The sequence below is a fragment of the Wenyingzhuangia gilva genome (assembly GCF_030519655.1).
GTDB lineage: Bacteria > Bacteroidota > Bacteroidia > Flavobacteriales > Flavobacteriaceae > Wenyingzhuangia > Wenyingzhuangia gilva.
The window spans coordinates 938,992-952,121 of sequence record NZ_JAUMIT010000001.1 but is presented as its reverse complement, the minus strand read 5'-3'; the positions used below and the strand labels follow the sequence as shown (position 1 = coordinate 952,121).

Annotated in this window: 14 protein-coding genes; 7 read left to right on the top strand and 7 right to left on the bottom strand. The window is 32.0% G+C overall.

Translation table 11 applies throughout. The annotated features are described in order from the left end of the window. The first annotated feature begins 40 nt into the window (after positions 1-40). From QVZ41_RS04360 to QVZ41_RS04350, 3 genes are all read left to right on the top strand, one after another. Positions 41-1,276 carry a peptidoglycan DD-metalloendopeptidase family protein gene (locus QVZ41_RS04360; protein ID WP_302883322.1) on the top strand — a complete coding sequence of 412 codons (1,236 nt, stop codon included), beginning with the start codon at positions 41-43 and terminating at the stop codon, positions 1,274-1,276. Positions 1,277-1,300: 24 nt separating this feature from the next. Continuing rightward, a complete protein-coding gene (gene pgi / locus QVZ41_RS04355) occupies positions 1,301-2,845 on the top strand; it encodes a glucose-6-phosphate isomerase (RefSeq protein WP_302883321.1) in 1,545 nt (514 codons plus the stop codon). Between the two features lie 100 nt (positions 2,846-2,945). Then, a complete protein-coding gene (locus tag QVZ41_RS04350) occupies positions 2,946-3,731 on the top strand; it encodes an energy transducer TonB (RefSeq protein WP_302883320.1) in 786 nt (261 codons plus the stop codon). A 54-nt stretch (positions 3,732-3,785) separates the two neighbouring features. On the opposite strand, the gene pyk is transcribed toward QVZ41_RS04350, so the two are convergent. The 5 genes from pyk to QVZ41_RS04325 all read right to left on the bottom strand — a co-directional run bounded on the left by pyk (position 3,786) and on the right by QVZ41_RS04325 (position 8,081). Further along, positions 3,786-5,249 (bottom strand): pyruvate kinase, encoded by a 1,464-nt coding sequence (pyk, locus tag QVZ41_RS04345; protein ID WP_302883319.1) that lies wholly within the window; start codon positions 5,247-5,249, stop codon positions 3,786-3,788. A gap of 2 nt (positions 5,250-5,251) precedes the next feature. Continuing rightward, the gene (locus QVZ41_RS04340; protein ID WP_302883318.1) at positions 5,252-5,737 is read right to left on the bottom strand and encodes an IPExxxVDY family protein; all 486 of its coding nucleotides are present in this window, start codon (positions 5,735-5,737) and stop codon (positions 5,252-5,254) included. Positions 5,738-5,829: 92 nt separating this feature from the next. Then, positions 5,830-6,570, bottom strand: a complete 741-nt coding sequence (rnc, locus tag QVZ41_RS04335) for a ribonuclease III (RefSeq protein WP_302883317.1) — start codon at positions 6,568-6,570, stop codon at positions 5,830-5,832. 5 nt (positions 6,571-6,575) lie between these two features. Continuing rightward, on the bottom strand, positions 6,576-7,829 hold the full coding sequence (fabF, locus tag QVZ41_RS04330; RefSeq protein ID WP_302883316.1) for a beta-ketoacyl-ACP synthase II: 1,254 nt from the start codon (positions 7,827-7,829) through the stop codon (positions 6,576-6,578). Between the two features lie 18 nt (positions 7,830-7,847). Next, positions 7,848-8,081 carry an acyl carrier protein gene (locus tag QVZ41_RS04325; RefSeq protein WP_068828135.1) on the bottom strand — a complete coding sequence of 78 codons (234 nt, stop codon included), beginning with the start codon at positions 8,079-8,081 and terminating at the stop codon, positions 7,848-7,850. 180 nt (positions 8,082-8,261) lie between these two features. Here QVZ41_RS04325 and purN point away from each other — a divergent pair, with 180 nt between their 5' ends. Next, positions 8,262-8,825, top strand: coding sequence for a phosphoribosylglycinamide formyltransferase (gene purN, locus QVZ41_RS04320; protein WP_302883315.1), 564 nt, complete (start codon positions 8,262-8,264; stop codon positions 8,823-8,825). A 3-nt stretch (positions 8,826-8,828) separates the two neighbouring features. Beyond that, the gene (locus tag QVZ41_RS04315) at positions 8,829-9,467 is read left to right on the top strand and encodes a ribonuclease H1 domain-containing protein (RefSeq protein WP_302883314.1); all 639 of its coding nucleotides are present in this window, start codon (positions 8,829-8,831) and stop codon (positions 9,465-9,467) included. A 112-nt stretch (positions 9,468-9,579) separates the two neighbouring features. Here QVZ41_RS04315 and QVZ41_RS04310 read toward each other — a convergent pair whose 3' ends face one another. After that, positions 9,580-10,461: a septum formation inhibitor Maf gene (locus QVZ41_RS04310; RefSeq protein WP_302883313.1), complete on the bottom strand. Its 882-nt coding sequence runs from the start codon at positions 10,459-10,461 to the stop codon at positions 9,580-9,582. Positions 10,462-10,543: 82 nt separating this feature from the next. Here QVZ41_RS04310 and QVZ41_RS04305 point away from each other — a divergent pair, with 82 nt between their 5' ends. Together QVZ41_RS04305 and QVZ41_RS04300 are read left to right on the top strand one after the other, a co-directional pair. Next, on the top strand, positions 10,544-11,518 hold the full coding sequence (locus QVZ41_RS04305; protein WP_302883476.1) for a LuxE/PaaK family acyltransferase: 975 nt from the start codon (positions 10,544-10,546) through the stop codon (positions 11,516-11,518). 70 nt (positions 11,519-11,588) lie between these two features. Then, positions 11,589-12,029: a YHS domain-containing (seleno)protein gene (locus QVZ41_RS04300; RefSeq protein WP_302883312.1), complete on the top strand. Its 441-nt coding sequence runs from the start codon at positions 11,589-11,591 to the stop codon at positions 12,027-12,029. 67 nt (positions 12,030-12,096) lie between these two features. On the opposite strand, the gene QVZ41_RS04295 is transcribed toward QVZ41_RS04300, so the two are convergent. Then, a complete protein-coding gene (locus tag QVZ41_RS04295) occupies positions 12,097-13,050 on the bottom strand; it encodes a M28 family metallopeptidase (RefSeq protein WP_302883311.1) in 954 nt (317 codons plus the stop codon). Between the last annotated feature and the right edge of the window lie 80 nt (positions 13,051-13,130).

Genomic DNA, 13,130 nt, shown 5'->3' with positions numbered 1-13,130 from the left:
AAATTAATTGTACTTTTGAACCTTGAATTTAAATCTGAGGATGTTGAAAAAAATCACCCTATTTGTCATATTACTTTTTACATTAATTTCTTGTAACAGCAATAACTCTAAAACAGACGACGACAAAGAAAGTACCCCTGAAAAAGAAACCGTTAAGATTCCAAAAAAATTATTTGGTTATAATTTAGACACTTTCAAAGTTGTAAAAAAGAAAATAAAAAAGGGAGAAACCTTTGGAACCATTCTAGACCAACATCATGTTTGGACTCCAAAAATTTATGAAATAGCCAACACCGTAAAACCAGATTTTGATGTTCGCAGATTAAGAGCAGGTAAAAATTACACTATTTTAGCCGCTAAAGATTCTTCCGAACAAGCACAAATATTTATCTATCAACACGATTTAATCAACTATTCTATTGTCGATTTTAGAGATTCTATTTACACAAAAAATGTTAAAAAGAAAGTAACGGTTAAAATTGAAGAAGCATCTGGAATTATTACCAGTTCTTTATCAGAATCTTTAGACAAACAACATGTAAGTCCTGTTGTTGCCAATGATTTATCTGATATTTATGCTTGGACTATTGACTTTTTTAGACTTCAAAAAAACGATAGATTTAAAGTTTTATACGAACAAAAATACATTAACGATACCGTTCCTGCTGGAATTGGAAAGATTAAAGCTGCTTATTTTGAACACGTAGGAAAACCTTTTTATGCCTTTAATTACGTTCCAGATTCTATCACTGGAATTCAAGAATATTTTGATGAAAAAACCAATAATTTAAGACGTGCTTTTTTAAAAGCTCCTTTAAAGTTTAGTAGAATCTCATCTAGATATAATTTAAAAAGATACATTGCTTTTTATGGTAGAGTAAAACCACATTTAGGAACTGATTTTGCAGCCCCTGTTGGAACCCCAATTTTAAGTACTGCTAACGGACAAGTGATTGCCTCAGAATATAGAGGAGGAAATGGTAATTATGTTAAAATTAGACACAATGCAACTTACACCACCCAGTATTTACACATGAAAAAGCGTAATGTTAAAGTAGGACAATTTGTAAAGCAAGGAGATGTTATTGGTTGGGTAGGTATGACAGGAAACACTTCAGGACCACATGTTTGTTATCGTTTTTGGAAACACGGTAGACAAGTTGATCCTTTAAAAGAAGAACTACCAGCAGCCAAACCTATGAAAAAAGAAATTCAACAAAAATACTTAAGTTTTATAGCTCCAATTAAAGAAAAATTAGATGCTATTCCTTACTAAAACTAGACTAAAATCAACTGAATCATGTTAAAAAACATCAACCCAACCAAAACCAATGCTTGGAAAAAGTTAACCGAACATTTTCAAGAAGCTAAAAATTTAGAATTACAACAATTATTTGCTGATGATCAAAATCGTAGCTCAAACTATGAAGTATCATTAGGAGATTTAAAACTAAATTATGCTAAAAACAGAATTAACAAAGAAACACTTGGCTTATTAGTTGATTTAGCAAAAGAAGCTGAATTAGAAGATGCTATTCAACAATACTTTGGTGGGGAAATCATCAATGCTACAGAAGGAAGAGCTGTGTTGCATACCGCATTAAGAAACAACAGTGGAAATGCTGTATATTCTGAGGGAGAAGATGTAATGCCAGAAGTAAATACTGCCAAAGAAAACATCAAAGCATTTACTGAAAAAGTAATTTCTGGAAACTGGAAAGGTTATACTGGTAAAGCAATTACAGATATTGTAAATATTGGTATTGGTGGATCTGATTTAGGTCCAAACATGGTAGTTGATGGCTTACAATATTACAAAAATCATTTAACTACTCACTTTGTTTCTAACATTGATGGAGATCATGTTTCTGAAGTGATTAAAAAATTAAACCCAGAAACTACTTTATTCGTAATTGTTTCAAAAACTTTTACCACTCAAGAAACTATAGGTAATGCTATTACTATTAAAGAATGGTTTTTACAATCTGCCAAAGCATCTGATGTTGCTAAACATTTTGTGGCGGTATCTACCAACTTAGAAGCAGTTGCTAATTTTGGTATTGCTGCAGAAAATGTATTTCCAATGTGGAACTGGGTTGGAGGTCGTTTCTCTTTATGGTCTGCTGTTGGTTTGTCAATTGCATTGTCTGTAGGATATGAAAATTATGCGGAATTATTAAACGGAGCTTATGAAATGGATAACCATTTTAAAACGGCTAAATTTGAAGAAAACATTCCAGTAATTTTAGCTTTGTTAAGTATTTGGTATAACAACTTTTATGGTGCAGAAAGTGAAGCTGTATTACCTTACACCCAATACTTAAATACTTTACCATCATACTTACAACAAGCTTTTATGGAAAGTAATGGTAAATCTGTAGATAGAGATGGAAATCCTGTAGATTATCAAACAGGAACTATTATTTGGGGAGCTGCCGGAACCAATATGCAACATGCTTTTATGCAATTGGTGCACCAAGGAACTAAATTAATTCCATGTGATTTTATTGGATTTAACGAATCTCTTTACGGTAAAACTGATCATCACAAAAAATTAATGGCAAACTTTTACGGTCAACAAGACGCCTTATGTTTTGGTAAAACCAAAGAGCAAGTATTAGAAACTGTTGCTCCAAACGCAATAGAACTGCCATTTAAGATCTTTACAGGTAACAGACCTAGTAACTGTATTACAGCAGATAAATTAAGCCCTAACAGCTTAGGAAAAATTATTGCGATGTATGAACATAAGATTTTTGTACAAGGAATTATTTGGAACATTTTTAGTTTTGACCAATTTGGTGTTGAACTTGGAAAAGAAATGGCCAATAAACTTTTAAAATAAAAAAGAATACCTTATTTTATAAAAGCTTAACAATCAAATGTTAGGCTTTTTTTGGCACTTATATTGATGGCTAAGATTTATAACTTAAATCTTATGCGTCATGAAAATCAAAAAAAATCCCAAGCAAAATCTAGAAAATTACAGCAGTGTTTTTACTCTTTTAGGATTGGTACTCTCTCTTTTTATCACTCTAATTTTTATGGAACAAAAAACCTATGCTTCTGAAAAGCCTAGTGTTACTTACTATCCTAACACTATTACCATGGATAAAATCCCTAGTATGGTGAGTGTTATTAAAGAAGAAAAAAAACAACCCAAAATTGAAAAGCCTAAAGATATTTTAGAGCCCAAAGAACTCCAAACAAAACCTGTAGATGCCATAGATCCTACAAAGTTTAAAAAAGAGGAGAATGATGCAAATATCATTGAAAAACCAATAAATTCAACAGAAGACCCTAGCAATACTCCAACAGACTTTGGTGATATTGAATATGTTGAGGTAAGTGAAGAAATTGGAGTAGAAACTGTTCCTTTTTTAAGTGTAGATAACATTCCCGTATTCCCTGGTTGTGAAAAATACATTCGTGATCATGAAAAATCTAAAAAGTGTTTTAACAAAAATATGTCTAAGTTCTTTGGTAAAAACTTTGATTTAGGAATAGCAGAAGATTTAAACCTATCTGGAATGCAAAAAATAAATTGTCAATTCATTATCGATTCACATGGTAATATCAGCCCTGATATTCAAACCACAAAAACGCATCCTGAGTTGGCAAAAGAAATCAAAGATGTGATTAAAAAATTACCCAAAATGATTCCTGCAAAACAAAACGGAAAACCTGTTAATTTAATTTACATGCTACCTGTTAAGTTTTATGTTGAATAAAAAAAGCCCTGTTCAAATTATTGAACAGGGCTTTTTTTATATATTTTTGAAATCTTATTTCATCTTACTTAAATCAACTTTAGAAATACGCAATGTATTTACATCTCCTTTTTCCATAATTGGAGTAGAATTGATGTTAATTACAATATCTCCTTCTTTTAAGTATCCACTTTCTAAAGCAATATTATTTACCTCTCTTATTACATCTGTAGAAAAGTGAGTTTTAGGCTCATAAAATCTACCTTTTACTCCCCACATAATGTTCATCATTCCTAAAGTTCTTCTATCAGAACAGAATGCCAAAATTTGTGATTTAGGTCTTAATGCAGAAATTTGTTGTGCAGTATAACCTGTATCTGTAATGGTTGAAATTACCTTTGCATTGATGTCCTCTGCAACCAAAGCTGCTTGATGACAAATAGCATTAGAAATTGCTTTATCTGCATCTGGATCCATTTTAGGAGATTGTCTTGGCACTTCAATTAAACTAGAGTTTTCAACATCTAAAATAATTTGTCTCATTACTCTAATTACTTCATTTGGAAATGCTCCAACAGAAGTTTCTCCAGATAACATTACAGCATCAGCACCGTCCATAATAGAATTTGCAACGTCATTTACCTCAGCACGAGTTGGTACAGAGTTCTCAATCATTGTTTCCATCATTTGTGTAGCAATCACAACAGGAATCTTAGCTTCTTTACATTTAGTTACTAACATTTTTTGAGCCAATGGTACTTCAGACATAGGAATTTCAACACCTAAATCTCCACGAGCTACCATAATTGCATCTGTGTTAGCAATAATTGCATCAATATTTTCTAAAGCTTCTGGCTTTTCAATTTTAGAAATTACTCTTGTTCTGTAAACAGAAGTATCAGAATTTTCTCTAATTAATTTATGAATATCATCTAAATCTTTAGGATTACGTACAAAAGATAAAGCCATCCAATCTACTTCTAAGCCTAAAGCAAAAATTGCATCTTCAACATCCTTTTCTGTTAAGGCAGGCAAAGAAACATTTGTATTTGGTAAGTTTACTCCTTTTTTAGATTTTAAAGGGCCTCCTCTTAAAACCTTAGTAGTAACTAAATCTTCATTATTTGTAGCAGTTACTTCAAACATTAATTTTCCATCATCAACTAAAATTTTCTCTCCTACTTTTACATCTTTAGGAAACTGCTTGTAAGTCATGAAAGCTTTTTCTTGAGTACCTTCACACTTTACCGTTGTAAAATTGAAAACATCACCTGGAGCTAATTCAACACCTTCAGCCATAACTCCAACACGTAATTTTGGACCTTGTAAATCAGCTAAAATTGCTACGTTAAAATCTAATTCTTCGTTTAACTCTCTAATAATTCTAACATTATTAGCTACGTCTTTGTAATCTGCATGTGAGAAATTAATTCTGAATACGTTTACTCCAGAGACCATTAACTCTTTAAGTAGAGCCTTATTACCTGTTAAAGCAGGACCTAATGTAGCAACGATTTTTGTCTTTTTAGTTTGTGACATATTTAAAAAATTAAGTATTCTTTATGATTTAATTTAACGGTATCTACTGCATAAGCAGTTACAACACCTTCTATTTTATTTATCTGCTGTAATAATATTTTTAGCTTTGAGGCTAAAAAATCACCCTGAACTTTTACTATAAAATCTGCTTCTTTTACTTCTGGTTGTAAATATACATAAGAACTTGTAAAAGCATCTTCTGTTTGAAACAAACCTAGAGATTCCTTTGCAAAACTTTTGACTTTATATTTGTTTTTAACTAAATACCAATTAATTAAGTTTTTAGAATCTTCATATTGAAATGATGAAAAAAAAGCTTTTTTTCCTTCTATAACATAATCTAAATCTGGTACAACTCTTTTGAACTTAAAGCCTAATTCATTATTTAATAAATAAGCCAACTTATAATCTTGCAATACGGTATGTACAGCGATTATTTGATAATCTTGCTCATCTAGCTCACAAAAAGTTAAATAATTAGCCGCCATAAAACCTACGTATTTATACGTAAAAACTCAGGAACGAAGTTAATAATACTAATTAACATCAAATTTAAAATTCTTGGAATAAAACGCAAACGTTATAGTAACATTTCTATCTCTGATTGAAATACATAATAAGCTCTTTTGGCTGCCATCTCTTCGGCTCTCTTTTTAGAAGTTGCCCTTCCTTTAGAGATCACTTTTTTATCTACAAACAACTTTACACTAAAATGCTTTACATTTTGGTTACCTGTGTCTTCATAAACCTCAAAATTTACATTTCTTTTGTTTTTTTGAGACCATTCAATTAACAACCCTTTATAACTGGTAATTTTTCCTTCTAATTTTTCAATATCAACATAAATAGACAACACCTTTTTATTGATAAATTTTGAACAATAATTAAAACCTCTATCTAAATAGATGGCACCTACCAAAGCTTCAAATAAATTACCATGAATGTTATTTCCTATTTTAGATTTAGAAGTTCTTGATATTAAGTATTGTAACAAATCTAAATCTTTACCTAACTCATTTAAATGTTCTCTACTAACAATTTTAGAACGCATTTGAGTTAAATATCCTTCATTAGCATCTGGCACTTCATTATATAAATAAGAAGCCACAATTGAACCCAACATGGCATCTCCTAAATACTCTAATCTTTCAAAATTTAAAGGATGTCCTTTGTCATCCTTTAGCTGTAAAGACGTGTGAGTAAAGGCCTGCTTGTATATTGATAGATCTTTGGGCGTAAAACCTATCATCTTTTTTATTTGGGTATAAAAAATCTCGTCCGATGCCGAACGAGATTTTTTTATATTTTTAAAGAACTTCAAAAGTCTTAAGCTTCTAATTTTTTAAACAACACACAAGCATTGTGTCCTCCAAATCCAAAAGTATTACTCATAGCTACCTTAATATCTCTCTTTTGAGCTTTATTAATAGTTAAGTTTAACTTAGGATCTATGTTTTCATCTAAAACCGTATGATTAATGGTTGGCGGTACCATACCATGCTCCATTGCTAATACAGAAGCAATAGCCTCAATAGCTCCAGCCGCTCCTAACAAGTGACCTGTCATAGATTTTGTTGAGTTGATATTTAAGTTATAAGCATGTTCTCCAAATACTTTTTGAACCGCTTTTAACTCAGCAACATCTCCTAATGGAGTTGATGTTCCGTGCATATTAATTGCATCTACATCTTCAGGTACTAAACCTGCATTCTGTAAACAATTCTGCATTACTTTGGTTGCTCCTAATCCTTCTGGATGTGGTGCAGTAAGGTGATAAGCATCAGCAGATAAACCACCTCCAGCTACTTCACAATAAATTTTTGCTCCTCTAGCTACAGCGTGCTCATACTCTTCTAGAATAAGTGCTCCACCTCCTTCACCCATCACAAAACCATCACGGTCTTTGTCAAATGGACGAGAAGCCATACTAGGATTTTCATTATTTTGAGACAATGCATGTAAGGCATTAAATCCTCCCATTGCAGCCCCTGTTACTGAAGCTTCAGAACCACCGGTAACAATTACATCAGCATGACCTAAACGAATGTAGTTTAAAGCATCAATAATTGCATTTGCAGAAGATGCACATGCAGATACTGTTGTAAAGTTAGGCCCTCTAAAACCATATTTCATAGAGATATGACCCGGAGCGATATCAGCAATCATTTTTGGAATAAAGAATGGGTTAAATTTTGGTGTTCCATCTCCAAGAGCATAGGCAACCACTTCTTGTTCAAAAGTATCAATTCCTCCAATTCCACATCCCCAAATAACTCCTACTCTATCTGGATCTACATTTTCTACATCTAACTTTGAGTTGATAATTGCTTCATCAGCAACTACCATGGCAAATTGTGTAAATTTGTCCATTTTACGAGCTTCTTTTCTGTGGATAAAATCTTCCACATTAAAGTTTTTAACCTCGCAAGCAAAACGAGTTTTGAACTTGGCAGCATCAAAGTGTGTTATAGGAGCAGCACCGCTTTTCCCATTCACTAAACCATCCCAATACTCTTCTATATTGTTTCCGATTGGTGTCAATGCACCAAGTCCAGTAACTACAACTCGTTTCAATTTCATAAATAGATAATTTTCTAATTACTTTGCTGCTTCAATAAAGCTTACAGCTTGACCTACTGTTCCAATGTTCTCAGCTTGATCATCTGGAATTTGGATATCAAATTCTTTTTCAAACTCCATGATTAATTCCACAGTGTCTAAAGAATCTGCTCCTAAATCGTTAGTGAAGCTTGCCTCAGCAGTTACTTCGTTTTCGTCAACTCCTAACTTATCAACGATAATTGCTTTTACTCTTGATGCAATGTCTGACATAATATTATTATTTAATTAAGTTTAAAACCGGGACAAAAATAAAAAACTTTTGTTTCTGCGAACAATGTTTGGACAAAATATATTCACTAAGATATAAAAAATTATCACATCTTTGTACTAAGTTTTTCGACACTTAACACACATCAAGAAATTAAAAAATCGCTCTAAAGTCAATAAAACATGATTAAAATTGCCATTCTTGCCTCTGGATCTGGATCAAATGCAGAGAACATTGTACAGTACTTTTCGACCCACAAAAATGTTAAAATCACCTACATTTTAAGCAACAAAAAGGATGCTTTTGTGCTAGAAAGAGCAAAAAAATTAGGAATTAAGAGCAAAGTTTTCTCAAATAAAGAGATGAAAGAGCAAGTTGACCTCTTAAACTTACTAAAAGTTGAAGCTGATTTTATCATTCTTGCAGGATTTTTATTAAAAGTGCCTGAAAATATTATTGAAGCGTTTCCTAATAGAATTATTAACATCCACCCTGCACTATTGCCGAAATACGGTGGAAAAGGAATGTACGGTATGCATGTACACAGGGCTGTTAAAGAAAATAACGAGCCTGAAACTGGAATTACCATTCATTATGTAAATGAAAACTACGATGAAGGTGCTGTTATTTTTCAAGCCAAAACAGTATTAACTAATGAAGACACACCTGAAAGCATTGCTGATAAAATTCATTTATTAGAACAAAAACATTTTCCTAGAGTAATTGATGAAGTAATTAATAGTTAAAAAATGGCCAAAAGCAAGAAATACTATGTAGTGTGGAACGGAAAAACCAAAGGTGTTTATAACAATTGGAATGATTGTAAAAAAAACATTGAGGGTTTTCAAGGAGCACAATACAAATCTTTCACTTCTAAAGAAGAGGCTGAACTTGCTTTTACCAAAACCTATGAAGAATACAAAGGAAAGGATACTAAAAAACCAATTATAGATAAAGAGCTATTGACCCAAATTGGCCAACCCAACTTAACTTCTATTAGTGTAGATGCTGCTTGTAGTGGTAATCCTGGTTTGATGGAATACCGTGGCGTGAATACCAAAACCAAACAACAACTTTTTATTCAAGGTCCTTTTAAAGAAGGGACTAATAATATAGGAGAGTTTTTAGCGTTGGTTCACGGATTGGCTTATTTGCAAAAAATAAATCAACCTACTCTACCTATTTATTCTGATTCTAGAACTGCCATTGCTTGGATAAAAGCAAAACAATGCCGAACCAAAATAATGCCGAACGCTGAAAACAAAACTTTGTTTGATTTGATTAAACGTGGTGAAAAGTGGTTGCAAGAAAATACTTTTAAAAACCCTATTCTAAAATGGGAAACCAAAGTTTGGGGAGAAATTCCTGCAGATTTTGGAAGAAAGTAAATTAGGACATTCCTATATCACTTGGTTACGTCATAGAAATCGAACACCTATAGAAACTGGAACATCTAAAAAGGTCATCGAGCGAAGTCGAGATGCATGGATATAACGTCATTTATTCCAACCCCAACTCTTTTCTTAAATATAAATCTACATTACTGTTCTTTTGCCAATAAGCAATATTCAAACTCTTTTTTAAAGTAGCTTTTGTTGTTAACGTTTTTGCTTTAGCTCCCCAGCCACTTTTGTATGTATCTGTCCAACCTAAAATTTGATATGGGAACTTATTTTCAAAAGTAATTTTTAAGGTTCTATTAAATGTTGGGTACTTTAATTCATACACAGAACTCATTTTTCCTTTGATTGTTTTTCCTTCTGCTTGATATGCTTTTACATCGTTATGAGAAAACCTTAAATACACAAAACTTGGCAATGCTTTAAAATTTCCTTGTGGCAAGTTTTCTGGGGTCAATCTTATTTTTGACCAAATATCATCTTCTAAAACCACTTCTTTATCTATTTCTTTTTCTTGAAAAGATTCTCCTTGGAAATAAGAGAAATTACTCATCTCAAATTCATCATCCTCATTTACCAATTCAATATACTCATGTCCACACCATTCTTGTGTTGAGGAACTAATTTTTAAAGATGCTTTAGGCTCATTAATTGGCAAAAAACTACTAGTCATTATAGAGTAAGGATAAATTCCTGTATTAAATTTTTTAGTAGCATTCAATTTTAACACACTTATATTATCTGCATGATGTTCATCAGCTTTGGTATTGTGCTCTTTTGAAAATGGTTCTGTAACAAAAATATTTACCGCATGTCCTTTTCTGATTTCCCCATACCTAGCTTGCTCTAAATCATAACTCGTAATTTCTGCTTTACCACTATACCAATATGCTTTAAACTCTTTTGTAATGTTGGTTTTTGGAGTTGTTTGTCCACAGGCGGTAGTAAAAACTAAAAGAAATAAATAAGATATATTTTTCATAAAATGGATTTTAAATTGAGTCTAATAGAAATCACAAGGCTTACACCACTAATTTACTTATTTTTGTAGCATATTTATGAGCATGCAACAGTTTGATTTTTTATCAGTCACCCCACAAAACTTTGAAGAACAAGCATTGGCTGTTTTTCAACATCAAGCCGAGCACTGTAAGGTTTATAAAGATTTTTTAGGCTACCTAAATGTAGTACCAAAAAAAATTACCTCAACACAAGAAATTCCATTCCTTCCTATTCAGTTTTTTAAGAGTCATCGTATTATAAGTAATGACCATCCTATTCAAGAAACTTTTTTAAGTAGCGGAACTACCGGAATGAGTCAAAGTCAACATATGGTTACAGACATTTCTCTTTACGAGAAAAGCTACCTAAGCGCTTTTGAGCAATTTTATGGTGATATTCGGGAATATACCGTTTTGGCATTACTTCCTTCTTATTTAGAACGCAATGGGTCTTCACTAATCTATATGGTAGAAGATTTGATTCATAAATCGCAAAACCCAAATAGCGGATTTTATTTACACAACCATCAAGAGTTATTTGATAAACTGCAAGAGCAAGAAAACAAACAAGCCAAAACTATTTTAATTGGAGTTTCTTTTGCCTTGTTAGATTTTATTGAAAAATATCCTTGTAACCTAAAACACACCATTGTGATGGAAACGGGTGGTATGAAAGGAAAGCGTAAAGAAATGATTCGTGAAGAATTACACGAAGAACTTAAAAAAGGTTTTGGGCTAGAAAACATTCACTCAGAATACGGAATGACAGAATTGTTAAGTCAAGCTTATTTTGATGATTCTCAAAAATTCAATTGTCCTCCATGGATGAAAATTCTCATTCGCGATACCGAAGATGCTTTGTCTTTATTACCTATTGGAAAAAGTGGTGGAATCAATGTCATCGATTTGGCCAACATCAATTCATGTTCTTTTATAGCCACACAAGATTTAGGAAAAGTTTACAACAACGGACAATTTGATGTTTTAGGTAGATTTGACAACTCAGATATTAGAGGTTGTAATCTTCTTATTCAATAACTTCAGATAAATTTGTAATCGGTTAAATTTTCTTTCGACTACATTTTCATAATAAAAGGATGACACTATTATGAAACAAATTGCCATTTTACTTACTTTATTAATAAGTACTGTTTTTTACGGACAAGAAAAAGATTACAATGTTAAAAAAGGATATGTAGCCGAAGGTTATGATGTGGTTTCTTATTTTGATAACAAAGCCGAAGAAGGAAAAAAAGAGTTTACCACCACTTATGATGGTGTAAAATTTAAGTTTGTAAGCAAGCAACATTTAGAAACTTTTAAAAAAAATCCTGAAAAATATACTCCTCAATATGGAGGCTGGTGTGCCTATGCTATTGGAGCTAACAACACAAAATACGACATCAATCCAAAAACTTTTGAAATTAGAGACGGAAAATTATACTTGTTCTACAATTCTTGGGGAACAAATACGTTATCTAAATGGAAGGATGAAAATCCTGAAAAATTAAGAAAGCAGGCAGACCTAAATTGGTCAAAATATAAGTAGTTTAGTTTTAGTTGAATATTTAAAACCTCTCAAATCTTTTTAAAAGATAAGAGAGGTTTTTTTATGATTAATCTTGATTGATAAAATAAAGTTTTTCTGTAGAAGTTGCCTTTGCCAAAATAGTTTGATAAATATATTCTCCTACCATTTTTTCTCCTTCTAAGTTTATCAACTCCAAAGTATCTTCTGGCGTATGATATTGTGCGTGTCCGCCTGTATGCATTCCCATGACTGAAATTCCTTTTTTATAAAAAGACACATGGTCTGATCCGGCTACAGAACCAGCATGCACTACAGGATTTAGACCTAATGATTTTCCTAAAGTAGCCATAAACTCCTCTCCTCCTGAAAAAGTTCCAGCTCCACCCATATAAACTTGTTTTTCAGCATTTAGTCTACCTACCATATCCATATTAATCATCAACTTTATTTGACTTAACGGCACCAATGGATGTTCTACAAAATATTTACTTCCAAACAAACCTTGTTCTTCTGCTCCAAAAGCAATAAAAATAACACTGCGCTTTAATTCTTTTTTATGAAACGATAATTTTTCTGCAATTTCTAACAATGCCGAAGTTCCACTAGCATTGTCATCTGCTCCATGATACACCACATTTCTTTTGTCAGATTTTGCCGTAGGTCCTCCTAAACCTAAATGATCGTAATGAGCACCCAAAACAATGTATTCGTTTTTTAATTCAGGATTGTTTCCTTCTAAAAAACCAATAACATTACATGTTTTTACAACAGGCTTTTCTTTTACATTTTTATCTACTCTTAAAGTTGCTTCAAACTTTTGCTTGTAACTTTTATCAAAAGCAACAAGTCCCATTTTTTTAAACTCTTTAATTAGATATTTTACCACTCTTTTGTTTTCTTTCCCACCAGGAATTCTACCTGCATTTTTATCGGAAGTTAAAAACTGAATGTGATTTTTAATTTCCTGAGTAGTAATTTCTTCTTGAGCAAAAACTTGAGCACTAAAAATGGCGATGAATATTAACAATATGTTTTTCATGTGATTGTAACTTTTAAATGATTAAAGTATCTACTCAAATTTAACAAACAAGACCTATGGCTCATGTTTTATTCGACCAA